Here is a 26,665-nt window from a genome sequence, read left to right as displayed (position 1 = left end):
ACTAAGGCAACTTCTGCTAGCGCTCTCTTGAGATAATCAGACGCACACAGCGTTGTCGCTGCATGGGGGGATTTTTCGCACTCATGGGGATAACTTGCCCATCAATCAGTTCTACCCGTTCATCGGCTGTAATAATACCCGTCTCAAGCATCCGGTGATATTCATCTACATTCCACAAGCGCACTCTAGTTTGTGTCATTGTATTTGGTTTGGCGATATTATCATCTGCAAAGTGCAAATATCTCTTACTCTCAACTTTTGCAGCATCTATAATTAATCTTGCCCTATTTAGTTCGTTACCATGTCGGAAGAAGATATCCGAGCCGCAAGGCTGGAAAAAGTAGAACAACTCAAGCAGCTAGGGACTAATCCCTACGCCTATCGCTGGGAATCTACCCATCATGCAGCACAGTTGCAAGAACAGTTTGCCGATTTAGCCAGTGGTGAAGAAGTTGATTTAGAAGTTGCGATCGCTGGACGCATTATGGCGCGTCGCGTTTTCGGTAAACTGGCTTTCTTCACCTTGCAAGATGAAACTGGCACAATTCAGCTTTATTTGGATAAAAATCGCATCCAAGAAAGCATGGCAGATATTGATGCTGATGCCTTCAATCATTTAAAACAACTCACAGATGCAGGCGATATCCTGGGAGTTAAAGGTACTATTAAACGGACTGAAAAGGGCGAGTTATCTGTCTACGTTAAACAATATACTATCCTGACTAAATCCCTGTTGCCCCTACCCGACAAGTGGCATGGATTGACGGATGTTGCCAAGCGCTACCGTCAGCGTTACGTTGACCTGATTGTTAACCCGGAAGTGCGGCAAACTTTCCGCCGTCGTGCCCAAATTACAGCTGGGATTCGCCGTTATTTGGAACAGCGAGATTTTCTCGAAATTGAAACGCCAGTTTTACAGAGTGAAGCTGGAGGTGCAGATGCGCGTCCATTTATCACCCACCACAACACCTTAGAAATGGAATTGTATCTGCGAATTGCCACAGAACTCCATCTCAAGCGGTTGATTGTAGGTGGTTTTGAAAAGGTGTTTGAATTGGGAAGGATTTTCCGTAATGAAGGAATTTCGACTCGACACAATCCCGAATTTACAACGATTGAAGTTTACCAAGCCTACGCCGACTACAACGATATGATGGCGCTGACTGAAGGGATTATTACCACTGTCGCCCAAGAGGTACTCGGCACGCTGCAAATTACCTACCAAGGGGAACCTATAGATTTAACACCACCTTGGCGGCGAGTGACAATGCACGATTTAGTTAAAGAATTTACTGGCTTAGATTTCAATTCTTTCCAAACCTTGGAAGAAGCAAAAACAGCAAGTAAAAATGCTGGTATTCCTGGTGTAGATGAAGCCAAATCAATTGGTAAATTACTGAATTTAGCCTTTGAAGAGAAAGTAGAAGCTAATTTAATTCAACCTACCTTTGTAATTGATTACCCAGTAGAAATTTCGCCCCTAGCAAAACCCCACCGTTCTCAACCTGGTTTGGTGGAAAGATTTGAGTTATTTATCGTCGGGCGAGAAACTGGGAATAGCTTCTCAGAACTTACAGATCCCATCGATCAAAGAGAACGCCTAGAAGCCCAAGCCGAAAGAAAAGCTGCTGGCGACTTAGAAGCCCAAGGTGTAGATGAAGACTTTTTGACAGCCCTTGAATACGGTATGCCGCCTACAGGTGGCTTAGGGATTGGGATCGATCGCTTAGTAATGTTGTTAACTGATTCTGCCAGCATTCGGGATGTAATTGCTTTCCCTCTGCTTAAGCCTGAAGGCAGCGTTATTAAGCAATTTAGCTATGAACAAAAAACCCAAACACTGACTATTGAATTTGACAGTGGAAGTGTTTACGAGTATTTCAAAGTCCCTCCCAGTGTCAAAGAAGACTTGGATAATGCACCGTCTAAAGGTCAACACTTTAACAAGTTCATTAAAGGAAAATTCAAGTTTGAACAGTTAAGTTGATCTACTTAAGCATATAAACATTCGGGTGCGTTATGGCTTTGCCTAACGCACCATTTTTATTACCTAATACCATGTCTTTGTAAGGCTGCGCCGAATTTTCTTGGCTTCTTCTTTCTTTGTGCCCTTTACGCTCTTTGCGGCTCGTTTTTCTTTCTATACTTCAGCCTTAATATGGTTTATTGCATCTTCATACAGAATTGGTATAAGTTGCACTCACTGATTCTATATGATATTCCTTTAAAGGAATAAAGAATTGACATTCCTTATAAGGAATACTATATTGTGAGGTAGGAAGTGACCTGGAATTGGGAACTTTATCTAGATGTGAATGGGGAAATCCCCAAAGATTTGCTGGCTTTTTTCATCAGGATGATTCCCGAAGAGGAGCAACCAGAAAATCCACCAAAATCGTTACTGAGTGCTTCCGAAACCAAGCGTCTGCAAGTTAATCTTCGCTACCTGTGCGACAAAGGACTCGCATCACTTACCAGTGGTATCTTTGAGAAACTGGAAGATGATTTGTATGAGTTACGGATGACTAAGAGCGAACATAATCCCCGATTTATCTTAACGGCTGCTACTCCTCAGAGATTTGTGGTGCTGTACGCCTTTATGAAGAAATACGACGGCGCTATCAAAGATAGAGACAAAGAACCTGCAAGAGTGAGATTGCGTGAATTGCAGCAAAGGGAAAAGTCATGAAAAAGCCTAATTTTCAAGCTTGGTTGCAGCAAAAGGTAAGCGACGAACCAGAGGTTATTTTGGCGGGAAAGTTAGAGTATTTGCGCCTTTATCTTACCGATGCCATGCGTGAAATACGTAATAAAGCAGGATTGACTCAGGCACAGCTAGCTCAAAAACTGGGAGTAAAGCAAGCTGCGGTGTCCAAGTTAGAGTCGGCTTTAAAGGAACATGAATTAGAATCAGTGTTGCACTATTTACACGCTTTGGGTGCAAATTTGCTGATAGCCGTCAAACAAGGAGATGACTTATATCAAGCTAGCGATAACGAAGGTGTATTGCTGGTAGATGTACCAGATGTCGTTGTACAAAAGGCATTGGCGGCAAATATGAGCGTGCGGGAATATGTGCGTGTAGCCGTTGAGAAGTTTTCTAGCGAGGATAATGGACTGAAAACAGCTTTGGTAAAACTGCTGGAAAGTAACGATTCGGTTGCGGTGAAAGTGAGAGCGCGTTTGGGTTCAAGGACAATCCAAGAAGTTGCTGTAGAGTTGGAAAAATGTTTGAGTTTATCTGAAGAAGAAGATAGGATTTTTGCTGTGAAAAATGTATTGGCAGATAGTATGGCGGTTGCAGAAATTAATCGCGGAACAAGTGATGAATTTGATGAAATTGAGTTATTAGATTTAGCTGAGGAACTATTGGAGAAGTTGGCAGCAATTTGGAAATGATTTTTCTACGTATATATTTTTGGGAATAGTAAACAACAGCTAAATAACTAGCTAAGAGCCAATTAAAGATGATAGAAGAACGGATAAATTTTTTGTTAACAGCATTGATAAAAATATCACAAAGTTATAGTGATAAAAAGATAGTTTATCCTTTACTGCAAGATAATTTAGACAAATTAGATTTGAATTTTGCTGTATTGTTGCGTCATTGGGCTAAAAATTACTTTGCTGGAGAAAATCTATACAATGCACAAACAGTAGCAGCAGCCGCAGCTATTGGAAATTTTTGCACATTAATTGGACAGTTTCCACATGGCAACATAGCTGACAACTTAGATATTGCAATCGCGTGTTGCGAGGTTATTGAAATCATTTTTACTCGCGAAGAATATCCTATAGAGTGGGCAATATCTAAACTTAATTTGGGAAATGCTTATGGTAATCGCATTTATGGCGATCCTACAGAGAATCGAGAAAAGGCAATCGCAGCTTATCAGGATGCTTTAAAAATTTATTCTCGTGAAGAATATCCTATAGAGTGGGCAGAAACTCAAACTAATTTGATCCCTCTTTACTCTGCAAAAATCAAACATATAAAAAAAGATGATAACTATGTAAATTTAGATAAATTAGTATCAATCTGTAATGCAGTTTTAGAAATTTTTACCCTGTATAGATATATTGAAAAATGGGTTATTGTTAAAAACAATCTCGCATCTCTGTACTGTGATACTCCACATCGTAATCTCTCAAATAACTTTGAATTAGCTATAGATATTTACAAAGAAGTATTAGGTGTATTGAATAAAGAATCATTTACTGAAGAATGTGCAAATACTCACATGAATATGGGTATTGCTTATGATAAAAGGGTTCAGGGAGATCGACAAGAAAATTTTAACTTGGCAGTTCAAGCTTATCAGAATTCTTTAAAATTTTATACTCGTGATAATTATCCATTTACATATGCCATACTTCAGAATAACTTAGGCAATGCTTACCGCGATCAAGGATTAGCCACTTCTGCAATAAATTATTATTGGTTAGCCTTAGAAATTCATACACACACCGCTTACCCTAATGAATCACTTAGAGCTTCTCGCAATCTTGGTAATACAGCTTTTAAATCTGGATATTGGGACGAAGCTATTAAAGGCTATAGTATTGCTATTAAAGCAGTAGAGACTAGCCGTAGTTGGATAAAATCTGAATCACGCCGTCAAAAGATTTTAGAAGAATCCATCGGCATTTACGAAAGTATGGTGCAAGCTTGCATCAATGCTGGACAAATAGAAAAAGCTTTTGAATATTCAGAGCGATCGCGTTCCAAACGCCTGGTAGACTTAATGGCAAGTAACAATCTCTACCAAAGTGGCGAAATTCCCCCAGCAGTTGCGGAGTTATTGCAGCAGTATGAAGAACTGCAACAAATAATTGGCAAAGAACGCCAAAGCCATAAATCTGAAAATAACCGTAGTGATACACGTGCTGCTTGGGAAGCTTACAATGAAGCGATCGCACTTTTAGAAACCCAAAAACAACAAGTTTGGGAAAATCTCAGACGCGAAGATCCCGTATTAGCTGGCGAAATTCAAGTTAACCCCCTCAGCTTGTCAGAAATTCAAAAGCTAATCGACCAACCCAATACAGCTATCCTCAGTTTTTACACTACCAACAGCGATACCCATATCTTTGTCGTGCAGAAAGACCAAATTACTCTCCACACCTGCACAGGACAAGGGTTAAATACGTTGCAAGGCTGGATTGAGCAGAATTGGTTATTGCCTTATAGAGATGAACCCAAAAAATGGGAAACTCAGATTAACAGTATTCTGTGCGAATTAGCTGAACGGCTGCAAATATCTCAACTCATTTCCCAACATCTTCAAGGAATAGAAGAATTAATTTTAGTTCCTCACCTGTTACTCCATCAAATTCCCTTCGCTGCTTTGCCTACAGGAGAATATCAGGAATATTTAGGAGATAAATTTCTGATTCGTTATACCCCAAGCTGCCAAATTTTAGAATTTTGTCAACAACGCAACAATGTAGGGACATTTAATGGAACATCTCTAGAATATGGAACTGTGGAAGATGCCGAAGATAATCTTCCCTGTGCCAGATTTGAAGGCGAAAAACTCGCCCAAATGTATAACATTCCATCAGAAAATAGATTAATTGGTAGCAGTCAAGCCACCTCTAAAAACTATCGACAGCTAGCACAACAAGTTCAAGTACTTCATTCGTGCCACCATGCCCAATCTTGCCTCGATAATCCTTTAGAATCACAGTTAAAATTAGCGCAGGACAGCAGCATCACGTTGGGGCAATTGATGACACCAAGCTGGCGTTTACCTCAACTTGTAGAAGTGTTTCTCTCTTGCTGCGAAACTAATTTGGGTACTCCATCTCTAACTGATGATATTCTTACTCTCTCTACAGGCTTTTTGTGTGCTGGTGCTAGAAGTGTAGTTAGTACTCTGTGGTCAGTCAATGATTTAGCTACAGCATTATTTTCCATTTTTTACTACCAGCAGCGACAAGAAGGTAAAAATCGTCCTGAAGCTTTACAAAAAGCTCAAATTAAGCTAAGAGACTTTAAAAAAGTAGACCTCAATAAAATATTCCATGAAGTAGAAGCAAAGGAAAAAAAACTGATAGTAAATAGAAAAAAATATCCTTCAGATTCTATTGAATATCAACAATGGAAGTTTGAATATAATATGTATGCCCAATTGAACAGGCGAATTAAAGAAATTGAAAACTCGACTCAGCAATTTCCTTTTTCAGATCCTCATTACTGGGCTGCTTTTATTTGCCACGGTTTACGGTGATAAAACAGGATTGAGGTAATTACTCGCTCTGCTGCTCATTAAGCTGATTCAGATTTGGTAAGAATTCAGGATTTAGAGTTTCGCTTAAAGTGTAAGGGCATATTTCTGGAAAAACTTGTTCGCCTAAGTCAGTTTCTCGAATCGCCAAAGCTAAACCTAGTTCATAAATAGTCAGGAAAACTTCATCGAGGTAGGGTTTCAAACTAGGGCTATCTTGCAGAAGCAGCTTAATTTGAACACGTTGCTCTCGAATTGTACTCAACCAGCTATTACTACGTTTTTCAGGTTGAAAATGCCATTTGAGTAAGTGTCCTAGCAACACTCCGAGCCGATTTCTCAATTCTTGTCGTTCTCTTCTGCCCAAAGTTTCAATTTCTTCAATTAGGTTGACTGTATCTAATTGATTCCACTGTTGAGTTTTGAGCAAGTTAACTTGTTCTTGCGTCCAAGTATAGAAATCTGTTTCATATAGGTGAGATGCGTACATCTTTTCAAGGGTCATAAGTTTCTACCTAGCAAAACCCTATAATGACTTTTCTTAGTGAGCGATTTATTGCTCATAGCAAGGTTTATCAGGACTAAAGTCCTTACTACAACCTTTAATTTATTTATGCCTAGCTACTTAAAAAAATATTGTGTGGTGCTATGCCTACGATCGCAAGCTACGCACCACACAATATAAAATCATCTAAAATCTAATGATTAATTCGCTACCTCAGCCACCTCAATCACTCGCCCTTCATAGTCTTTGACCAAAAAGTTCAGTGGCTTCTGGTTACGAATCTTAAATTTCAAACCGCGCGTTTCGACTCGCATTAAAATCATTTCTAGACAGTCGTGGTCAAAACAAACGTGACGTTGCTGATTTTTGCTACCTAAACTCGCACCAGTAATAACGTGTAGCTGAGTGTTTTTCTTCAATTGATACCACAGCCCTTCTGTAGCATTATTCATCATTTTGCTTGACAAACTTGGCCCTGTAGACATGTATAGCGGATCAATCCCAGTTGCGCCTATAGTTTGTTCGTAGTTGTAGTAATAGTGCAAGGGCACCTCAGCTGCGGGCAAATCTAGCAGTCCTTCATACAACTGTCGGGCAATCTCCAAATCTGACACCATTACAGTGTGTACTTTTGGGGCACTGGTGAGGAACATCCACATCGCACCAGCGTAAGCTGCTAGCAGCATTACCATAATGCCTTGGGTGGAAAACAGACTATCCAAGGGCAAGGAAGGGAGAAAGGAGCCTAAAGTAAGGGGGCTGAGGAGGAACGACATCACACTAACTGCTATAACCATGAACAAATAAGGATTCTATAGGGGAGTCGATTTTATAATTGTCGATTAAGACTAAAATTAAGTCCTTGTTTCTAGTTTATCAATAACTCAAGTTGTCTGAGTCTCGGCTACAAACTGGGCAACACCAAGATATTATGCGATTAACTACGGGAGTGCAATTCCCAAAATTATTTTAACAACTATCAACTCAAAGACTTGTGCAAATTCCTCATTTTCCTGAAGCTAATCATCCTCTGGTAAAGTCGCTATTTCATCACAGTGACCATGAACTACTGACTTTGTTTCAGCGCCATCCAGATGCTGGAAAGTATTTTACGGTGATTTTTTGCCGCTATAGCCCCATAGTGTATACCTTAATTCGGCATTCGGCGCGATCGCCTGTGCAAGCAGATTATCTCTTTGCCCTCACCTGGCGACATATCTATTACGAACTCGGTGGACTAAATTTAACCACCCCTGAATCAGGTGAGCCAGCCTTAACCATGCAAAATTGGTTAATTAATATCACAGCTTTCTGTATTAATGAAATTAAGCTACCACCGACAGAAGCAATTCATTATTCTCTGCAAGCGACTTCACCACCGCTATGGTGCTATGTACAACAGGCATTAGACCAATTACCCCCTGTTTTACGATTAATCGTGTTAATGGCTCAAACTTTCCACTGGAGTGAAACTAGAATCGCTGCTTATCTGCAAGCCGAAGGAGAAGCGATCGCTCCCAACGAAGTAGCCAATTTTCTTCAGGAAGGCTATCGTATGCTAGAGGACAAATTACCCACAGATATCCGCGCCATATACTTTGGGGAGGATTTAGCTCAATCCTAACTTAAGTGTAAACGCGTATAGTGTTTGTCTTCAATTTATAAACTTAAAACTTCTTCTTAGACCTTCTACTTAAACCCGCAACTTTACGGGTAATTTTTATGAAACAACGGCTTGTATTTCCAAGGCAATTAGTTTGCGTAGGTGTGATTTCTCGTTCCCAGGTGCTTTTACACAGCTTTTTACTGTTTACTTTTTTGCTGAGTCCTATAGCTGCTGGTGCGGTTGATATTACACAACAACTCCATCGTCCTTTAAATAGTTCTGTTGGGCGGCAATCAAGAGATGAAGCAGATAGCTTACTACGTATCGGTGAACAACAATACGCTTCAGGATATGCCGATAAAACAATTGCATCTTGCTTGCAGGCACTAGAACTATATCACTCAATTGGCGACCTAAAAGCACAAGGTCTGACTTACAATTTGCTTGCAAAGGCTTATATCCAGATTGATAGTGCAAAAGAGGCGGAAGATGCTTTACGACGAGGATTAGCGATCGCTCGTGATACGAAAGACTTCCAAGCTCAGATTTTTGTGCTAAATAATATCGGTACATTTCTCCTCCAAGAAGGAGAATCTGCTGCTGCTGGTAAAACAGTTGAAGATGCACTCGCAATTGCTCACGGTGTCAAAAACATTGAAGGGGAAGGACTATCTTTGAGCAATTTGGGTTTGGTAACTGCTAGGTTGGGAGATTACAACAAGGCGATTAAATTGTATGAAAACGCTTTAATTTTCCGCCGTCAGACTGGCGATGCCATTGGTGAAGCAAATACCCTGAATAATTTAGGTGATGCCTACCTAGCATCGGGAAATTATCAAGATACCATTGCTAGTTATGGTGAAGCGATGCGGACAGCTAAAACCAACCGCGATCGCACCAATGAACTACGCGCAATTGACGGTTTAGTGAAAGCTCACACTGCTGTTGGACGCTATGAACGGGCTTTTGATTTACTAGAGCAACGTTTAGCACTCGCTAAAGAATTGCAAAATTTGCGAGAAGAATTAAAATCTTTTGAGTCTTACGCTCAGTTATACAAACAACAAGGTAATTATCTAACTGCTCGTAATTTTTACGAAAGGGCGATTATACTGGCGCGGACATTGGAAGACAGCAAGCAAGAAGTCCAATTGCTGGATCAGCTAACTAAAATGCTTCAGCGGAAATAGGGGCAATCTATGCCCCTACTTTCGTATTTAATTTGATTAATTCAAGAATACTGAACCGTTTCGTTCAATTCTCATAGCACTTCTGCCCTGTGCTGCATTGGTGGCTTCGTTAAATCTAACTTCCAAACTTCCTGGCTCTGAAGAAGCTTGTGGAGTCACTATCAACTGTCCACCATCTTCTCGTTCAAATGTCACCGTTACTGGTGCCCTTAGACCTTGCAATATTACATTTGACTTACCTTGTAGCGATCGCGGTGCCGTATCGCCAATCACTTGGAAAGTTACATTAGCCGCAGTGTCATTTACCAACCTGACATTAACAGTACCATTTGCCAGTGCGATCGTCGCGCTGGGAGTTTGCCGTGGTTGTAGTTGTTGTGGTTGATTGGTCGAAACCGCCCCTGGTGAGGGCTGTTGAGTTTGATCTCCAGAGGCTGGGCGTGGTGGCGTGACACCTGTTTCTGGAGATTCACCGCCGACACCCAATCTTGTTTGCTCTTGTGATGGGTTAGCAGAGTTAGGAAGAAGCCCTTGAGCAGCTAGTCTTTGAGTTAGCGCATTCGGAGGACATCCTTGCGGTACCACAACCCGACTATTATGTGGTTCTTCGTAGAAAATTCTAGGGCAAGGGTTAATCTTCGGAGTAGATTCTTGTCCTACTGATTGTTGTGCCATTGCTTGAGGAATTACTGGCAGACTAATCATTAATCCACCACAAATAGCACCAATTAACTCAGCAGACTTACGAAAATTTTGAGGCTTCATATTCATTATTGACTCCCGATCTAATTGAATTTTTATTTATTAAAAAATTTTCAACCAGCGAATTTAATTAGTGGCTAATCTGCCATCTAAACATCTAAACTTTAACAATACAGTTACGGTTTGTTCTCTAGCTAGAGGTTAATAAATAATAGATTGACAGACATAAATATCTCATTCTAAAGTTTCAAATTAATGACTAAATCTGCAATTTCACCATAGAAATTAGTAAATAAATCCACTTATCTGCATCTGTCACAGGAAACAATTGTTGAATTTGCGATTTAAGACTCAAGAGTTATCGGTAAAGTCACAGTAAACGTTGTGCCAATGCCTTGGGTACTTTCTACTTGAATATGACCCTGATGATGTTCGACAATAGCTTGAGCGATCGCTAATCCCAATCCTGAACCAGTAGCGCTAGCTGTAGCTGTATTCTCAGTTGTATGAGTCCGTGCCGGATCTACCCGATAAAAGCGGTCAAACAAGCGTGGTAGTGCCTCTGCTGGAATTCCAACTCCGGTATCACTCACCTTAACTTGCAACTGGGCACTGGTGTAACGTAATCCAGAAACGCGATTTATTCCTTCTATCCGCGCTAATTCCACTTTCACCCGTCCACCAGCTGGAGTGTAATGCAAGGCATTAGCAATTAAATTTGTGAATAGCCGTACCAGTTGATCCCAATTACCCACAAGGGTAAACCAATTTTCTAGTAATTCAGGGTTAGTTTCAGAGGCAGGAGGATCAACTAAGTCTAGAGAAAGGGCGATTTCTTTTTCAGGGGCTAACAATTGTTGTTCTTCAACCACTTCCATCAGCAAGGCATCTAGCGGACAAGGTGAAAAGATATCTTTGCTAATCCCACTATCCTGCCGTGCTAGAAAGAGTAAGTCATTGACTAACTTACCCAAACGTTGGGTTAAGCGTTCCACAACCTTTAACTGTTGCCGATACTGCATAGAAGTGGTTGCTTCTGTCTCTGCTAAATCCAGGTCAGCAAGGGCAACTTGCACATTTGTTTGAATCAAAGTGATGGGACTTCTAAGTTCATGGGAAGCATCAGCAGTAAATTGTTTGAGGCGTTGATAAGATTCACCTACAGGTTCCATCGCTTTACCTGAAAGAAACCAGCCACTTGCCCCTACAGAAACCACCATCAAACCAATACCTAGCGCCAAATCAAAAATTAACTCACGGCTGGGTTTAGTGACTTCAAACCAGGGATGGCTAACACGCAGATATCCTAATACTTGCCGCCCCACTTCCACCCGTTGGGTAACTTGCCGTAATAACAATGGAGAGTGGGGAGTAAAGAGTGGGGAGTTAGGAGTGAGGAGTTTATCATCTTTGCCTTTTTCTTTCTCCCCCTTAACTACGCGTACAGTTTCACCAGTGCGGTTGGCATGAATAGGAATATTTAGGGGTTCGGATAGCGTTGACCAAAGTAATTCACCAGTCGGACTAAACCATTCCAAGTCTATGTGGTCATCTTCTACAGTATCGCTATTGTCATGAAAACTGGCTTCTAGATTAACGCGAAATTTATCTGCATCAGCATTAATTGGCTCAAATATGAGCGTAGACGCACAGGGGCTGGTTGTGAGACAACGCTCCACTATCTCCACTACATGGTTAAGAGTATCATCAATCCGCTCAATCAGAGTAGCACGAACGTATAAATAAACACCGCTTGCAAACAGTAATAGTAATACAGCAGTGACGGCAGTGTACCAAATTGCGAGACGGCGGCGAGTAGCCTGAAACATATTTTTACCAATTTTTTGACTGAAGATTTTTACATTACGTGTTTTTACGGTTAAAAATTAGCTCCCTTTTTTAGCTGTGGTGATTTTGCTGAGGTTTAATTTGTGCCTAAGAATTACACTCTTGTTGCAGTAAATCTGCTTAATCCTATTTTATTCTTTACAGTCTGGATACAAAAATCAATCGGTTTTTTTCGCTATCTATATCGAATTAATTGAAACGACTTTTGAATGTATCCAAATTAACCCACAAAAAATCCAAGTTTTGGAAATAAAAATATGGTTAATCTTTGATACTTAGAAATTGATTTTGGCAGCTAAAAAATAGTAGCCAATCTTCATTTATTTGAATTGATTGTGATTTTTATTCCTGAATCTACCAAATAGCATATTTTTATTGTGGAAACCTATAACTCAAATCAAAGAATTGTAAAAATCTCACTTATGAGGTTTAAAAAAAATCTAAAAAGAATTATAAGCTGCTTTTTGTCTTCAACTATTTTATTCAAAATAATACTAGTTCAATTTTCTGCGATTGCCTTACAGCTTGACAGCCAAGACTATATTAGCTTGAACGCAGAAAAAAATATAAATGCTGATGATAATAGTTCGCTAATCCTAAAATTTGATAAACTAAACAATGTACAAAGCAAGGCTTTGTTAAAAAAAAGTTTAGAAAATACCATCTCTAACTTACAAAAGAGTAAACAGTTACCCGAAGTTACCAGAATTGAATCAATATCAAAAGATCATATAATTGCTAGCGATAATAGTTCGCTCAAGCCGGATAAAGTAGCTAATCCTCAAAACAAAACTCTGTTAAAAGCAACTTTAAAAGATGCTAGCTCTAACTTACAGGAAATCAAATCGTTATCTGAAGTTACTAAAGTTGAATTAATTCCCAAAAGTCAGGCAAATATTAGCGATAATATTTCGCCAAATCCGGATAAAGTAGATAATCTTCAAAGCAAAGCTTTATTAAAACAAACTTTAAAAGATGCTAACTCTAACTTACAGAAAACCAAACAGTTATCCGAATTCACCATAGCTGATGTTATCCCAATTGAAGAGTATAAAGTAGAACCACCCAAGCCCTCTGATGAAGGTGAAGAAGAGACTGAATCTAAACCGAATACAACTAAACCATACACACCAACACAACAAATACTAATAGAAAAACTACGTAGTTCCAAAAAGCAACAACAAGCAAAACAAAAAGAAATAATTCTTGATGCCCTTACATTTAGTGCCAATAAATATCCTTGGATTGTTAACCCCACAGATAACCTAACTTTTTCAACGCAATTATTTAAGCCAAATGAAGACGAAAATTATATAGATACAGATTTAAGCATAAGATTTTCTGGAGACAATCAGATTGTTGATAAATTTACTTATGCTAAATTCCCAAAAGATGAGCAATTTTACTGGGTTACCGATAACAATAAAATCGTAGTAGAAACTAAAGGTTATCAAGCAGGTATTATCTATCAAGGGAGACAAACTAATACTTATATCACCCAAAATGTTACCTCACAACAGGCATTTTGGGGATTGCAATCTTTATTCTCTATACCTACAGACTTTCAGAATTTAACTGGAGAAGTTGATACTCAGAATTTGTCTATAACTTCAATAGCAGGACAATTAGTAAATCCTGAAGGTGTACCGGCTGGAAGAGTTACTATTAATAGTGGGATTGACTTAAACGCTCCTAATGTCACAGTTCTAAGAAATCCTATACCCAATATTGGTAGTGGCTCTACTTTGAGTGTTGACGGTGGCCAAGCTTTATTCCAAGCTTTAGATGCTATCAATGCTCCCAAGATTCTCCAAAGCTTTCCAACAACAAATATACAACCTTTGCTAGACGGTGGGAATGTCCAACTCCAGGAGGGTCAAATTATTCCTAAGAGTGCCCTAGAAGCTGCTGGCATATTTTGGGGAGATATCTTGACAGGAGAAGGTTTTGGTTTTAATGCTCCAGTCTCTTCCTTTCCAGGTATTAAAGTTGCTCAACTTGGAAAATTTGATAATTTTGATTTGTTAAATGTCGCAGTCAATCCTTTTCTCTCTCAATCCGAAAAAGACTTTCATTATCTTAACTCTTTGCAGTGGCTATCTTTAGGAAGAAGAGACCCTGTGTTTGAGACACTATCTCAAACTCAAGAAAGTTCTGATTGGCACAGATTGTATGTTAGCCATCCTCATAATCGCAGTTTAATTCAATACGATCCAGTGGCAATTAAAGCTACTTACTCTAATATTTTTTCTGCTCCTGGATTATCCATAACAGCTAAATTCAGTGATACTAGTATTGATGCAATCCAATCAGTTAATTCTACATTAGGCTTGCTATTAGGTAGAGTCTTTGAATCTATTAAAATCGATAATATTCAACAAGGTTTAGAAGAAGCTAGAGAAAAATTTAAGAATGGAGAAGGTTTTACTCCTTTAAATACATCTGCTACGGCTGAACAAAGAAGACAAATCAATAACAGGCTGAATCGCACTTTATCTTATGCCAATGCATCTAGTGGACTAGAGCAGGTATCTGGAACTTACACATTTCCTAGTCAAGTCACTCCTCAAAACTCTAATATCTTGCAAATAAGAGCGGGAAACCACAAAAGAGCAGTTCAGTTTCTTGAAAGAGATATTTCTATTTTAGAGGAAGGTAATACATTCTTTTCTGATCTCAGACTCTCTAATGAAAAATTTGGGCCTTTGACATACATTGGTATTCCAATTCCTTTAAATAATACTTCCATTAATCCTATTAATGAATCTTCTGCTGTAGAAGTAATTTTGACAAACCCCCAAGGGGGACAATTTGTACAGCAATTTAATTCAGCAGATACTACGATAGTACCGCTCCAAGTGCGAGCAGCTGATTTAGCCTTCGATTACATGGAACTCACTAGAGTTGACAAAATAGGTGTTAATTTTAATAACTTTAACGGTTATCTATCTTTACCAACAGTTGAATTATTAGCAGCGGGTTCTTCTGGAAACTTTAACTATAGTGCCAATTTAGGAACGTGGTTTAATGTAGATGCCAACTCGGCACCAGGCGTTTCCAATAATAATTTAGGAATAGAAGAACCAACTTTGGGTATCTATACTAATATACTTCTCAACTATATTAAAACGGATGTACGCTTAAATTCAGCCAAAAAACCTGTAGCTGTTAATACTCACGTACCCTACTTGAAAATTGACTGGAATAGCGCCTCTAATAAAAATAATCCTTTCACGACTTTTCTAAGTTATTTATATCAGCATCAAGAAAGAAATTTCGGTTTTTCCTTAGCTCCTGGTATTGCTTTTATTGAGGATAATAGCAATGGTGAGTTTTTAGGTCTTTTCAATGGAGAATTTGGTACTAGTCATGGATTAAATTTGAAGGCAAATCTAGAGATGGGCAAAGAATTTTTCTTTGAATTTCAGGGTTTACAGAAAGTCAGCACGAATATTTCTGCCGGTGCTTATCTCAAAAATTACAGTGTTAATAATCTAGGTTTGAGCAGCCGAGTTTCTGGCTTCAATTATGGACTCATTGTGAGGCACAATTTCCCCGATAATAGTGTGTTTATAGAAACTCAAATTGGTACAGGCGAGAATGGATTTGACCTCAAGCTTCAAGGTGGTTATCGATTTTGATAGTATTAATGTAACGCCACAAAACTTTTCAGGCACTTCCAATTAAAAAAATATTCAATTTTGTAGTGGTCTAACAAGCCTAAATTGATTCGATAGAAAAATTAACCATTAGAGTGCGTTATGGCATTAGCCTAATGCGCCGCAATAGATTATAAAAACGGTGCGTTAGCCTAACGGCATAACACACCCTACCACTGTTACAAATATGTAGAACCTCCCCGACTTTTTTGAAAAGTTGGGGAACTAAGTTTTTCGATTTTAAAAATCAGTCTAATCTAAAGCACCTAAGCTATTAATACCACTACCCGCTCGGATTATAGTTATTGTATCTTCAATGGAAACACTATTATTTAGCGAAGTTGTTACTGCATCAATCAATGAGTTTGGGCTAGAGAGTGTAGTAGTTTTAACTACTCCTGGGGTTATAGTCAGGCTAGTGATGGTTTCCTCATTTGAGCCTGCTATACCTCCATAAGTTGGTGCAATTTTGATGCCTGCGCTATAGTCTGAGCCGGAAGGTAAAATTAACTCCCCAGTCACACTGAGAAAAGTACCAGAAGGTCTAATCAGAGTAACAGCACCACGAGCAGTGGCTTGTTGTGCATTTGCTGGCGCGGCTAAAAAATTTCCCACACTCACTAAACCTAATAAGCAGATACTTCCCCGAAGAACTATAGATAATTTATTAGATAAACTATTCATGTTGTATAAACCCCTCATGTTTTTCGCCTTAAGCTCGTTCCCAGATTTTGCTTGGCATTGCAGAATATGCATTGCCGAGCAGAAATCGAGATAGAACCTTTTTTTCTCGCTTTTATTTTTTCAATATAGAAAAATATAAAACCTTTGTTATGAGGGGTTTTGTTAAAGCTGGACATTTTGAGGCTTCGTATTTTTACGCAAGCTCTCTATTCATTATTCAGTGAGAGTTTCAGGGTTTATATTGATATCATTAGAGTTATGTAAAGGGATGATGAGCAGTGCTTTAGCATGGCAATTCACTAACGCTTTCATTCCATTTGCTTCAAAATCTCGTTTTCAGGTCTAAGAAGGAAATGCTCTTAATTGGGCTGCTGCCGCTAATAATGGAGGTTCGACTTTCCAATGGGCATTTCCAGTAGGGGCGCACAGCTAGCTGTACGCCCCTACGAAAGACCCTTACAACGAGATTCCCGACTTCTTGAAGAAGCCGGGAATCTGAGCCACAAAATAAATATAGGGAAGAGATATAGCATTGCTATTTCTCTCCCCCATGATCTATTGATTTATTCAACTGTTTTGTTCAGTTGTTAAAAATTTTGTAAGTACTTACGAGGCAAAATTCAATCTACTCTAGACCGCCATTAGCACTAGCTGCTCTGATAAGAGCTGATAAATCTTCAACAGCTGAAAAAGTACCGGCAGCAATCTGTGCTGCAATAGCTCCTTCAATTGTGGTGGGAGGTGTCGTACTAGATGTTCCAGTAACTGGGGTTACTGTGATGCCTGTGACAGTTTCTGCGTTTGTACCTTGACTAGCACCACCATCAACGACAACGGCAACTGCGGTAAAGTCTGTACCTGGAGCTGCAACGACCTCACCACTGACACTGATAGAAGAACCTGATGGTCTAACTATTGTAACCGCACCCCGAGCAGCAGCTTGATCTGCACTTGCTGGTGCTGCCAGGATATTACCAACGCCAACCAAACCCAACAAGCAGATGCTTCCTTTAACGATCGCAGAAATTTTCATGATTAACAAACTCCTCGTGTTGTTTCTCTTTACGTTTTCAATATAACCATTGACTACCAGAATTCTCTCAGCAATAATACTGAATTTTTCTAAAATCCCAGAGGTCATAAATTAAAAAAACTAATAGATGAAATTGGTAGCGCGGAGCTCAATAACAGCAAAAAAAGCCTAATAAATATGAGTTACAGCAAGGGTTATGTCACCTTAATGCCTGTATGAGAGTTGTGGCAATGATTACTAAATATTGGATTTTGGAAAATCAAATTTAGAAAGCGCTAGAGGTAAGGCTTTAGACTGCTTTCAAAACCATAATTCTCTGTAAGCACCGCTTCATAATTCGTCAGAAATTCTCATAAACGCCTATGCTATATCTTTGCTAAATCTTAAGTGCATATTTATGGATAATATGCTGTGGGCAACGATTTGAATCCCAGTGCGATCGCACTTATTGTCTGGATGCAATCTTTTCTGAGGGCGCATAACTGCAAGCTAATACCATATTCCACAAAGCTGAAAACGGCTATAAAATCTAGCTATGGGTCAATACCATTGGTCTTAGTGATATTTTGCCCCGAAGATTCTTCCATCCTCCTTTAATAAGTCCTATGCGTTTGCCTTCGTTGACTGGAGAGATTTTGTGCAGCAGTTCCAAAGCGATCGCTTTATTAATGGTATGAGCTTGGCATTTTGCCTTTTTTGTCTTTTATTCCCCACAATCCTTGACGATGATATCGCTCGTCGCCACTGGAATAATCCCCAGGTGTTTTGGCTAGTAGCATTTGTTCCATTACTTGGTCCACTTTTTTATCTCTGCTTGCGCCCGCCCCTACCGTCAACTATTCGTGAAGAATGGTTGATAGCTAATCGGTAGTAAATTTCTTCTATTTATCACCAAGATTCAGTTCCAGGGGGAAGTGTGAAAGTTTTGGGGCAACTTACCTAAATGATAAAAATGCATAGAGTAGCCCATCGTAGATATTGCTCTCATGGTTACTGTTGATTACGCAGAGCCTCCCTTTTTTCAGTGAGTTAGGGATTTTCCACGCAGGGCGCGTAAATTCTCAGGACTTACGCAAGCAAAATTTGTCATTGCGACCTAAATGTAGTGTAGGGAAGCAATGCCAGAGTTTTAGGTGATTACGTTGCTATCGGCTGTAATGACGTAATTACGTAAATTTTGCATTAGTCCTAATTCTAGGAGAAAGTTTTTTCTGAAACTACTTTACAAAACGCAATAATTTCTTTAAGATGTGTAACAGGTAGTCAAACCTACCTAATTCATCCGCAAATAATCGCATTTATAAAACAATGACAACAACCTTACAACAGCGCTCAAGCGCCAACGTATGGGATCGATTCTGTGAGTGGATCACCAGCACCAACAACCGCATCTACATCGGCTGGTTCGGCGTAGTCATGATCCCCACCCTGCTAGCCGCAACCGCTTGCTTCGTAATCGCCTTCATCGCCGCACCTCCCGTTGACATCGACGGTATCCGCGAACCAGTTGCAGGTTCCTTGATCTACGGAAACAACATCATCTCCGGTGCAGTAGTACCTTCCTCCAACGCCATCGGCTTGCACTTCTACCCAATTTGGGAAGCAGCATCCTTAGATGAGTGGTTGTACAACGGCGGTCCTTACCAATTGGTAATTTTCCACTTCTTGATTGGCGTATTCTGCTACTTAGGTCGTGAATGGGAACTATCCTACCGCTTAGGTATGCGTCCTTGGATTGCGATCGCATATTCTGCACCTGTTGCAGCAGCAACCGCAGTATTCTTGGTATACCCCATCGGACAAGGTTCTTTCTCTGATGGTATGCCTTTAGGTATCTCAGGAACATTCAACTTCATGATCGTGTTCCAAGCAGAACACAACATCTTGATGCACCCCTTCCACCAACTAGGTGTAGCTGGTGTATTCGGCGGAAGCTTGTTCTCTGCAATGCACGGATCTCTTGTAACATCTTCACTAGTTCGTGAAACCACCGAAACCGAGTCCCTTAACTACGGTTACAAATTCGGTCAAGAAGAAGAAACCTACAATATCGTTGCAGCTCACGGCTACTTCGGTCGTCTAATCTTCCAATACGCTTCCTTCAACAACAGCCGTTCACTGCACTTCTTCCTCGCAGCATGGCCTGTAATCGGCATCTGGTTCACCGCCTTGGGTGTAAGCACAATGGCGTTCAACTTGAACGGTTTCAACTTCAACCAATCAATCATTGACTCTGAAGGTCGTGTGATTGCAACTTGGGCGGATGTAATCAACCGCGCTAACCTCGGTATGGAAGTAATGCACGAGCGTAACGCTCACAACTTCCCTCTAGATTTGGCATCTGCACAATCTGCTCCTGTTGCTCTTTCTGCTCCTGCTATCAACGGTTAATTCTGAAGTTTAGTTAAATCAAAAAGCGCTCTCCCTTTTGGGAGGGCGCTTTTTATTATCAACGATAATAACGCTTAATTCTGGCAGCGCATTCTCAGTTGAGTATGCGGTAGTTTAAAAACAACTGACTTCCAACCTGACGAGTTTCGACGAGTTGGAGATGAGGAGCAGCTTGGGGAAGAAAACCCTCTCCCTCTACTGGGCTAGGGGCGTGCTTTCCTCCATAAATGATAGGCCAAATTGTCAACCACCAATCGTTAATTCGCCCTGCCTTTAATAAAGCAGCTGTTAAAGCGCCGCCTCCCAAAACAATGACTTTGTGAATACCCCGTTCTGCCATCAAGCTGTAGGCCCGATCCCAGTCTAGGTCTGTCTCTCCCAAATCGATTAATTCAGCTAGCTTTTGCAAGCTTGTTGCATCAGAATTACGCTTTAAACCAGTCCGTGTTGTAAATATCCATCGCTCAATGTCTTGGCTTAAAAAAGGCAAGTCCAGCGATAGGTCTAGGGAACCTGAGACAACGCAGGTAATAGGCTGGGGAGACTGACCTCGAACCTTACGTGCTGCTAAAAGTTCAGGATTGCGAATTGTATAAGTTCCTCCCTCAGCCCGAATCGTCCCTGCTCCTACCAAGACTAAATCGGCAAAGGAAGCTTGATACTCTAAGTGTGCTTGATCAACTGGATCGGCATCACGAGGCGCTTTAGGATCTACGGCGCTAATTTTTCCATCGGCCGTCATGGCAAGAACCACAGTTGTTTGGATAGCTGACATGATTACATTCTGACGGTTCTTTATAATTTTACCTTTTTGAATTCTTTACTATGAATACTTGTTGCATTGTGCTTTAGATCGCTTTCTAAGCTATGGCTCCAGGTGCTAAAAGAATTGTGGTTGGATGATTGTCTCTATACAAGAGTCTAACAAAAGTCAATTTTGGTGTTGCTGATTCCATGTATAAAAATGATTTTGCATAATACTAAAATCCTTGTAGAGACGTAGCAGTGCTACGTCTCTACATCCTGACTCATACTTCAATTCAGCAACGCCCAATTTTTTTACATTTAAGAGACAGTCATGCCAAAATACATATCTATATCTGCAATTGTATTTGTCTTAATTTTAATTTTGGGGTTTATATCTCCAAGTCAAGCTGCAACTGTCCGTTCAACTTGGGTGGAGAATGAAATTTATCAATACAATCATCCCTTTGCTTCTCAATTGCCTCAAGAACTGGCAACAAAAATGCAAAAGATGAAGGCTAGCCCTTTCACCTTTTATCGGGGGACAGATCACATTTTTTATCGTGATATGCAGACCTTGCCAAGTTCAGGATTTGTGAATTCTTCAACCTCAGCTATCTGGTTAGAGGGAGATATGCATTTGCAAAATCTTGGAGGGATAAGAGATAGCAACGACAACAACGTTTTTGACACCACCGATTTTGATGAAGGCTATCTTGGCCCCTACGTTTGGGATTTGCGACGAATGGCAGTCTCTATCTTGTTGGCAGCTAAAGAGAACGGTCTTAACTCAAGTGATGCTCAAGATATTGTTCGGAATTTCTTGGATACTTACCTGAATAAGATGAGTGACTTTAAAGGAACCAACGACGAACTTTCATACCGTTTGGAATCTGGCAATACAAACGGTGTAGTCAAAGATTTGATTCAAAAGGCATCAGATAACAGCCGTTCTAGCTTGCTAAGTAAGTACACACAGTTAAATAACAGTAACAATCGAGTTTTTCAGACAACTTCAGAACTTCAGCCTGTATCCAGCAGCACCTATTCAGACATTGCTGGAGCTATGAGCAGCTACATCGCCTCAATTTCTAGCAGTAAGCGCTACAACAATAGTTACTACACACTCAAGGATATTCGCCTCAAGTTAGGTTCAGGTACTGGTAGTCTTGGTAAGTACCGATATTACTTGCTGATTGAAGGCCCAAGTTCAGCAACTGACGACGATCGCATTTTGGAGATGAAGCAGGAAGGCAGTAGCGCTGTTGCGATGGCAGTTCCAGGTCTGCTACCAACTTCAGTTTACGGAAACCAAGAAGGGGCGCGGGTAACAATCGCCGCAAAAGCAATGCTCTCCAATACCGATCCCTTGGTTGGCTACACTACGGTCAATAGCATCCCCTTTATGCTGCATGAAAAATCACCCTACCAAGTAGACTTTGACTATACGTTGCTAACCACTAAGTCAAAATTCATGGATGCAATGGGATATGCGGGAAAAGTCGTTGCCAAGAACCATGCAATCTCAGATAAAGACTACGATGCTGCGATCGTTTCTGTGAGTGTTGACAAAGAGGTGACTGATATTGTGGGCGGTAACAAGGGTCTATTTAAAGACGAAATTGTTAACTTTGCGGTGGACTATGCAACTCAAGTCGAGTACGACTACACGAGTTTTGTCAATGCTTATAACCAAGGAGTGACACTTTACTAGAACGTTAATTCAGGATTCAAAGATTGTCTTCATGGGTAAGACAAGAAAGAAATTTGTTTAACAATTCTTTCTTATCCTAGCTCCAGTCAGACGTTGAAATTTTAGAAAGCATTGATTCAATGAATTTACCTACCGCGCATCCGCTAATTGATGAGGCGACATTAACGATCGTTGTCTGTCATATACTCGACAGTAAAACTGCCACTCTGGGCGAATGGCACTCCGAAGCGATCGCCCACCATATTATTAATAACGTTACAGCCGGTTTGCAGCGCATTACTGGTATTGCTAACAATGGCAGCGAACAATTATCTTGGTCGGTAATTCTGAAAATTTTGCACTTACAACCAGAAAATGCTGGCTCTATTTTCAATTCTTCTCAAGACCCCACACACTGGAATTACTGGCAACGTGAGGCGTTGATATATACATCAGGAATGCTCGATAATCTGACTGGCGACTTAGTAGCCCCCCGTTGCTTCGGGATTACAGAGCCATCTGCTAATGTCGTCTGGCTGTGGCTGGAGGATATTCAGGGTAGTTCTGGTAGCACTTGGACTATGGAGCGCTTTGGTTTAGCGGCTCGTCACCTTGGTTATTTACAAGGAAGCTATGTAATGGCACAATCATTGCCTTATGAGCCTTGGCTGAGTCGTGGCTGGCATCGAGCATGGGTGTCAAATATCGATAATACTGCATTAGAAGCGTGGCGAGAACCTGCTGTATGGCAGCACCCTCTGCTAAAAGAGATATTTTCCCCAGATATCGGCGATCGCGTGATGGACTTGTGGAGCGATCGCCATATCCTCCTCGATGCTGTGGACAAAGCACCCCATACACTCTGCCACTTTGATATTACGCCCAACAACTTGTTTTCTCGACATAACCCAGATGGCAATGACCAGACTGTTCTCATCGATTGGTCTTTTGTTGGCTATGGTGTTCTGGGAGAAGACATTATAAATTTGGTGCTGGACAGCGTTTTCTTATTGTTCGTCAATGGTTCATCACTGATACCCTTGGAAAAACTTGTGCTTGAGGGTTACTTAACGGGGTTACGTTCTGCTGGGTGGAATGGAGATGAACGTATTGTGCGCTTTACTTATGCTGCTTTAGCGGCACTTCATTTTGGTCTAATCGCAGGGAGGCTGTTAAAGCTAGTGCAAAACGAATCTCGTCATAGCTGGCTTGAGCAGCGCTTTGGGCGAACTTTTGACGAGATTATCACATCAAGAGCGATCGCTATTACTCATGGATTAGAATTGGCAGACGAAGCCAGATTATTGCTTCCTTCGCTTTTTGTAATTAATTAATTAATTAATTTTAATTTCCTTTCTCAATAATTCTGGAATCTGAGAAGGGCGTTCAGCTACTGGAACTTCTGCTTCTTTTAAAGCAGCTAATTTACTTTGGGCTGTGCCAAAGTTAGGATCGCGTCCGATAACCGTTGCTAAAGTCCCTGTTTGCCGCCAACTTTTTCCTGGTGGCGCTTGTCTACCTGCAATGTAGGCAATTACTGGTTTATCAATTGCCTCAGCAATATACCGGGCTGCTGCTTCTTCACTACCACCACCTGGTTGACCGACTAAAACGATCGCCTCTGTAGTTTCATCCTCATCCAGAATTTGCAACCATTGGAGAAAGGAGGAACCAACGATCGCATCACTACCAATACTGACACTAATCGACTGCCCCAAACCTGCTTTTGTTAATTCGTAAGCAACTTCGTAGGTGAGAGTACTGCTACGACTAACGATTCCCACTACCCCAGGAGTATAAAACTCACTAGGTTGAGTGCCTAAAAGAATTTTTCCCGGCACAATGATCCCCGGACTGTTAGGCCCGATTACCAAAGTTTCACAGGCTTCGGCTTTGCGGAGTAATTGCACCATATCCAAAGGTGGCACGCCGGCAGTGATAATAATGATCTGGCTAATATGAGATGCGATCGCTTCTAATGCAGCATCTAGCACGTCGTAAGGATCTACACAGATAATCGTTGTGTCAATTACCCCAAATTGTTCTATTACCTCCTCTACTAAGTCAAATACTGGCAGTCCATGTAGTTCCTGTCCGCCACATCCCGGATTGACACCTGCTACCAAATTCGTACCATAAGCTTGCATTTGAGCAACATGAGTGCCTGATATAAATTCACAAAAGCCTTGAATTAGTACTTTACTTTCTGGCGTTAGGTTCATAAAAAATTACCGTAAGTTTGACAACCCAGTGAATTAAGCCACTAGGTGAGGGATAGGGGGTAGGGAGCAGGGAGCAGGGGGAGCAGGGGAGGCAGGAAGACAAGGAAGACAAGGGGGACAAGGGGGACAAGGGGGAATTATTGAACAAGTCTCTCTCTTGTCTCCCCCCTCTTCCTTGTCTCCCTTGTCTCTTCTCTATGCCCAATGCCTAATGCCCAATTCCCAACAATATATTTACGTGGTAAAAATTAATAATTTTTGATTTGGAGCAAAATCACAGTCACTACTTTTTATTAGCAGTTGGTTTAGCAAGACGAACTGCTGCCGCCACTGCCTCATCTAAATTTTCTACCACGAGTAGCGCATCGCTGTGGGTTTTTAGTGTTGCTAGATATTTTCTAGCAGCATTAAATTCAGAACCAGCAAGACGGATAACTAAGGGTGTAAAATTCTGTACTTGACGACTTTTACTACCATTAGAACGTACAACTTGTGATTCAAGTTCGCTGTTGTCTTGCTGTACAACTCTGGCTATAACTTTAACCACTTCCTCTGTTTGAGGAATGCTACCCAGGAAGTTTATTAGTATTACTTGAATGCCTTTGTCAGCTTCCAGGATTTTCAGACCTGTCTCTAGGCGATCGCGGAAGGTAGTTGGTGTCGTATCTGTGAGGAAAGCATGACGTAGATTTAAACAAACACCTGGATTGCCACCAGCATTGGCGACTAAATCCAAAGTTGCCATCACTGAACCAGTCCCATTACCTAAAATACCGATTTTACCGTGCATTTTCACACCATCCCAGTCACCTAAAATACCATTAATTTCAGTACTGGTATGACGGCTGATAATTTTTGCTGCCATCTCAGCTAGGTCTGGATGACGCTTGATTGCCCGTTCATTGATCCTGACTTTACCATTGAGAGCCATAACTTGACCATTAGCACTAACTGCCAAGGGATTTATTTCGACTAAATCCAGGTCTTTTTGCACAAATAAATGGTACATCTTCTCCAAAACGCTGCTTACCGACTGCATCAGCGTCCCTTGTAAACCCATTTTCAAAGCCAGTCTTCGGGCATAAAATGGTGAAAATTCCTGTTCCACAACAACATGATGCATTTTTTCCCCAGCAGATTCCCAATCGATGTCTGCTTCTTTACAACCTAAAAGTACTGGTCGGCAGACAGCAGTATCTAACACTACCGCTAAATAAAATTCTTGGTTCGCGTCGTATTGGGATTCTGCCAGCACCACTTCTGGCAATTCGCCCCATATTGGTAGACTAAAAATATTTTGAGCAGCTGCGATCGCATCAATTGTCGTTTCGGCAAACCTGACTCCACCCGCTTTTGCCCGCTCTGCTCCATGTACTTGAGATTTCAGTACAATCGGAAAGCGAATTTTTAAACGTTTCAAATCTGTAGGATGGTCAATCCGTTGGGAGGGCAAGACCGGAATGCCTATCTTCCCAAACCATTCTTTAACTTGATACTCTAATAAATCCATTGATACACCTTGTATTGACACTTTCCAAGCTTTTAGTGAGTGCTGTTTTAATATTTTGCAGCACTTTTATTTAAAAATTAAGTTTTTGGCAGCTATAAAAATTTCTTTTTCACGGATCAATTTTATCGAATCCAGCAAATGAGGCATATTAATTTTGATAGCTAACCTGTTTGTGCCAGAGCCACAACACGTAATTAATCTCCTCAGTAAGTTTTCCAGCATAGAAGATAACTACCATTTCTGTCAAAACCCTCTGACTTAGCACTGTTTCCTTAACCTTTGGATAAAATTTTCACAACTGCTCTGCAACTAAAAATGTACAGAGTAGTAGCTACTTTAAATTTAACTGTCGCAAAATAATGCAGTGAAAATACTCAAAAACCCTATTATTCCCATTTTTTATTTGTAATTTATATCTGAAGACAGATCATTTAATTTTGTATCTAGTAGTGTGAAAATGTAGCGCCGCGAACAATAATTACTTTTTTAATTTTTGGTGAAAAGTCAGAATTTGTGTTAGAAAGTTGGTCGTTCAGATTTTCAGGCTGTGGTTGGTTAAACTGTGCATTTGCATTCAACAAAACTAAAAAGTTCATTTCATCCTCTTAAAAATAATCAAAACAATATAGAAGTTAAGCGGGAAAGCTC

21 protein-coding genes and 1 pseudogene are annotated in these 26,665 nt (G+C 40.5%); 11 read left to right on the top strand and 11 right to left on the bottom strand.

Annotation, left to right across the window (positions count from 1 at the left end; all coding sequences use genetic code 11):
• Positions 1-16 precede the first annotated feature (16 nt).
• Positions 17-199: a Uma2 family endonuclease gene (locus tag NPUN_RS43615; RefSeq protein WP_234710981.1), complete on the bottom strand. Its 183-nt coding sequence runs from the start codon at positions 197-199 to the stop codon at positions 17-19.
• Positions 200-301: 102 nt separating this feature from the next.
• Here NPUN_RS43615 and lysS point away from each other — a divergent pair, with 102 nt between their 5' ends.
• The 4 genes from lysS to NPUN_RS26300 all read left to right on the top strand — a co-directional run bounded on the left by lysS (position 302) and on the right by NPUN_RS26300 (position 6,233).
• Positions 302-1,987: a lysine--tRNA ligase gene (gene lysS / locus NPUN_RS26315; RefSeq protein ID WP_012411486.1), complete on the top strand. Its 1,686-nt coding sequence runs from the start codon at positions 302-304 to the stop codon at positions 1,985-1,987.
• 294 nt (positions 1,988-2,281) lie between these two features.
• Positions 2,282-2,689, top strand: a complete 408-nt coding sequence (locus NPUN_RS26310; RefSeq protein WP_012411485.1) for a type II toxin-antitoxin system RelE/ParE family toxin — start codon at positions 2,282-2,284, stop codon at positions 2,687-2,689.
• Positions 2,686-3,399 (top strand): helix-turn-helix domain-containing protein, encoded by a 714-nt coding sequence (locus tag NPUN_RS26305; RefSeq protein WP_012411484.1) that lies wholly within the window; start codon positions 2,686-2,688, stop codon positions 3,397-3,399. Before NPUN_RS26310 ends, NPUN_RS26305 begins: the two co-directional genes overlap by 4 nt.
• A gap of 68 nt (positions 3,400-3,467) precedes the next feature.
• Positions 3,468-6,233 carry a CHAT domain-containing protein gene (locus tag NPUN_RS26300; protein ID WP_012411483.1) on the top strand — a complete coding sequence of 922 codons (2,766 nt, stop codon included), beginning with the start codon at positions 3,468-3,470 and terminating at the stop codon, positions 6,231-6,233.
• Between the two features lie 19 nt (positions 6,234-6,252).
• Here NPUN_RS26300 and NPUN_RS26295 read toward each other — a convergent pair whose 3' ends face one another.
• Together NPUN_RS26295 and NPUN_RS26290 are read right to left on the bottom strand one after the other, a co-directional pair.
• Complete coding sequence (locus NPUN_RS26295; protein ID WP_041566429.1) at positions 6,253-6,720, bottom strand: DUF29 domain-containing protein; 468 nt, start codon at positions 6,718-6,720, stop codon at positions 6,253-6,255.
• A 215-nt stretch (positions 6,721-6,935) separates the two neighbouring features.
• Entirely contained in the window at positions 6,936-7,532 is a 597-nt protein-coding gene (locus tag NPUN_RS26290) for a hypothetical protein (RefSeq protein ID WP_012411481.1), read from the bottom strand.
• A gap of 197 nt (positions 7,533-7,729) precedes the next feature.
• Here NPUN_RS26290 and NPUN_RS26285 point away from each other — a divergent pair, with 197 nt between their 5' ends.
• On the top strand, positions 7,730-8,359 hold the full coding sequence (locus tag NPUN_RS26285) for an RNA polymerase sigma factor (RefSeq protein ID WP_012411480.1): 630 nt from the start codon (positions 7,730-7,732) through the stop codon (positions 8,357-8,359).
• A 98-nt stretch (positions 8,360-8,457) separates the two neighbouring features.
• Positions 8,458-9,531: a tetratricopeptide repeat protein gene (locus NPUN_RS26280; RefSeq protein ID WP_012411479.1), complete on the top strand. Its 1,074-nt coding sequence runs from the start codon at positions 8,458-8,460 to the stop codon at positions 9,529-9,531.
• A 36-nt stretch (positions 9,532-9,567) separates the two neighbouring features.
• On the opposite strand, the gene NPUN_RS26275 is transcribed toward NPUN_RS26280, so the two are convergent.
• Positions 9,568-10,302: a hypothetical protein gene (locus NPUN_RS26275; protein ID WP_012411478.1), complete on the bottom strand. Its 735-nt coding sequence runs from the start codon at positions 10,300-10,302 to the stop codon at positions 9,568-9,570.
• A gap of 275 nt (positions 10,303-10,577) precedes the next feature.
• Positions 10,578-12,062, bottom strand: coding sequence for a sensor histidine kinase (locus tag NPUN_RS26270; RefSeq protein ID WP_012411477.1), 1,485 nt, complete (start codon positions 12,060-12,062; stop codon positions 10,578-10,580).
• 567 nt (positions 12,063-12,629) lie between these two features.
• Here NPUN_RS26270 and NPUN_RS26265 point away from each other — a divergent pair.
• Positions 12,630-15,722: a hypothetical protein gene (locus NPUN_RS26265; RefSeq protein ID WP_167315661.1), complete on the top strand. Its 3,093-nt coding sequence runs from the start codon at positions 12,630-12,632 to the stop codon at positions 15,720-15,722.
• 270 nt (positions 15,723-15,992) lie between these two features.
• On the opposite strand, the gene NPUN_RS26260 is transcribed toward NPUN_RS26265, so the two are convergent.
• Together NPUN_RS26260 and NPUN_RS26255 are read right to left on the bottom strand one after the other, a co-directional pair.
• Positions 15,993-16,424: a hypothetical protein gene (locus NPUN_RS26260; RefSeq protein ID WP_012411475.1), complete on the bottom strand. Its 432-nt coding sequence runs from the start codon at positions 16,422-16,424 to the stop codon at positions 15,993-15,995.
• 625 nt (positions 16,425-17,049) lie between these two features.
• Positions 17,050-17,565, bottom strand: coding sequence for a hypothetical protein (locus tag NPUN_RS26255; protein ID WP_234710980.1), 516 nt, complete (start codon positions 17,563-17,565; stop codon positions 17,050-17,052).
• A gap of 496 nt (positions 17,566-18,061) precedes the next feature.
• On the opposite strand from NPUN_RS26255, the pseudogene NPUN_RS39460 reads away from it, so the two are divergent.
• Positions 18,062-18,328, top strand: a pseudogene (locus NPUN_RS39460) (hypothetical protein); the annotation flags it as partial.
• 437 nt (positions 18,329-18,765) lie between these two features.
• Entirely contained in the window at positions 18,766-19,848 is a 1,083-nt protein-coding gene (gene psbA / locus NPUN_RS26250; protein ID WP_012408859.1) for a photosystem II q(b) protein, read from the top strand.
• 94 nt (positions 19,849-19,942) lie between these two features.
• On the opposite strand, the gene NPUN_RS26245 is transcribed toward psbA, so the two are convergent.
• The gene (locus tag NPUN_RS26245; RefSeq protein WP_012411472.1) at positions 19,943-20,623 is read right to left on the bottom strand and encodes a RibD family protein; all 681 of its coding nucleotides are present in this window, start codon (positions 20,621-20,623) and stop codon (positions 19,943-19,945) included.
• 303 nt (positions 20,624-20,926) lie between these two features.
• Between NPUN_RS26245 and NPUN_RS26240 the strand changes: the two genes are divergently transcribed.
• The gene (locus tag NPUN_RS26240; protein ID WP_012411471.1) at positions 20,927-22,306 is read left to right on the top strand and encodes a DUF2252 domain-containing protein; all 1,380 of its coding nucleotides are present in this window, start codon (positions 20,927-20,929) and stop codon (positions 22,304-22,306) included.
• Between the two features lie 119 nt (positions 22,307-22,425).
• The gene (locus tag NPUN_RS26235) at positions 22,426-23,619 is read left to right on the top strand and encodes a phosphotransferase (protein ID WP_012411470.1); all 1,194 of its coding nucleotides are present in this window, start codon (positions 22,426-22,428) and stop codon (positions 23,617-23,619) included.
• Here the strand turns inward: NPUN_RS26235 and NPUN_RS26230 are convergent, their stop codons facing one another.
• The 3 genes from NPUN_RS26230 to NPUN_RS42130 form a co-directional block, all read right to left on the bottom strand.
• On the bottom strand, positions 23,620-24,507 hold the full coding sequence (locus NPUN_RS26230; RefSeq protein WP_012411469.1) for a succinate--CoA ligase subunit alpha: 888 nt from the start codon (positions 24,505-24,507) through the stop codon (positions 23,620-23,622).
• Between the two features lie 283 nt (positions 24,508-24,790).
• On the bottom strand, positions 24,791-26,017 hold the full coding sequence (locus tag NPUN_RS26225) for a succinate--CoA ligase subunit beta (protein WP_012411468.1): 1,227 nt from the start codon (positions 26,015-26,017) through the stop codon (positions 24,791-24,793).
• A gap of 443 nt (positions 26,018-26,460) precedes the next feature.
• Complete coding sequence (locus NPUN_RS42130; protein ID WP_167315660.1) at positions 26,461-26,613, bottom strand: hypothetical protein; 153 nt, start codon at positions 26,611-26,613, stop codon at positions 26,461-26,463.
• Positions 26,614-26,665 lie beyond the last annotated feature (52 nt).

The sequence above is a fragment of the Nostoc punctiforme PCC 73102 genome, assembly GCF_000020025.1.
GTDB lineage: Bacteria > Cyanobacteriota > Cyanobacteriia > Cyanobacteriales > Nostocaceae > Nostoc > Nostoc punctiforme.
The sequence above is the reverse complement of the archived record's forward strand: the minus strand, read 5'-3'. Positions and strand labels throughout refer to the sequence as shown.

Excerpts from the sequence above, each read along its gene's own strand:
- NPUN_RS43615 (WP_234710981.1), bottom strand. The coding sequence starts at position 199 with ATGACACAAACTAGAGTGCGCTTGTGGAATGTAGATGAATATCACCGG.
- lysS (WP_012411486.1), top strand. The coding sequence starts at position 302 with ATGTCGGAAGAAGATATCCGAGCCGCAAGGCTGGAAAAAGTAGAACAA.
- NPUN_RS26305 (WP_012411484.1), top strand. The coding sequence starts at position 2,686 with ATGAAAAAGCCTAATTTTCAAGCTTGGTTGCAGCAAAAGGTAAGCGAC.
- NPUN_RS26300 (WP_012411483.1), top strand. The coding sequence starts at position 3,468 with ATGATAGAAGAACGGATAAATTTTTTGTTAACAGCATTGATAAAAATA.
- NPUN_RS26295 (WP_041566429.1), bottom strand. The coding sequence starts at position 6,720 with ATGTACGCATCTCACCTATATGAAACAGATTTCTATACTTGGACGCAA.
- NPUN_RS26290 (WP_012411481.1), bottom strand. The coding sequence starts at position 7,532 with ATGGTTATAGCAGTTAGTGTGATGTCGTTCCTCCTCAGCCCCCTTACT.
- NPUN_RS26280 (WP_012411479.1), top strand. The coding sequence starts at position 8,458 with ATGAAACAACGGCTTGTATTTCCAAGGCAATTAGTTTGCGTAGGTGTG.
- NPUN_RS26275 (WP_012411478.1), bottom strand. The coding sequence starts at position 10,302 with ATGAATATGAAGCCTCAAAATTTTCGTAAGTCTGCTGAGTTAATTGGT.
- NPUN_RS26270 (WP_012411477.1), bottom strand. The coding sequence starts at position 12,062 with ATGTTTCAGGCTACTCGCCGCCGTCTCGCAATTTGGTACACTGCCGTC.
- NPUN_RS26260 (WP_012411475.1), bottom strand. The coding sequence starts at position 16,424 with ATGAATAGTTTATCTAATAAATTATCTATAGTTCTTCGGGGAAGTATC.
- NPUN_RS26255 (WP_234710980.1), bottom strand. The coding sequence starts at position 17,565 with ATGACCTCTGGGATTTTAGAAAAATTCAGTATTATTGCTGAGAGAATT.
- psbA (WP_012408859.1), top strand. The coding sequence starts at position 18,766 with ATGACAACAACCTTACAACAGCGCTCAAGCGCCAACGTATGGGATCGA.
- NPUN_RS26245 (WP_012411472.1), bottom strand. The coding sequence starts at position 20,623 with ATGTCAGCTATCCAAACAACTGTGGTTCTTGCCATGACGGCCGATGGA.
- NPUN_RS26240 (WP_012411471.1), top strand. The coding sequence starts at position 20,927 with ATGCCAAAATACATATCTATATCTGCAATTGTATTTGTCTTAATTTTA.
- NPUN_RS26235 (WP_012411470.1), top strand. The coding sequence starts at position 22,426 with ATGAATTTACCTACCGCGCATCCGCTAATTGATGAGGCGACATTAACG.
- NPUN_RS26230 (WP_012411469.1), bottom strand. The coding sequence starts at position 24,507 with ATGAACCTAACGCCAGAAAGTAAAGTACTAATTCAAGGCTTTTGTGAA.
- NPUN_RS26225 (WP_012411468.1), bottom strand. The coding sequence starts at position 26,017 with ATGGATTTATTAGAGTATCAAGTTAAAGAATGGTTTGGGAAGATAGGC.
- NPUN_RS42130 (WP_167315660.1), bottom strand. The coding sequence starts at position 26,613 with ATGAACTTTTTAGTTTTGTTGAATGCAAATGCACAGTTTAACCAACCA.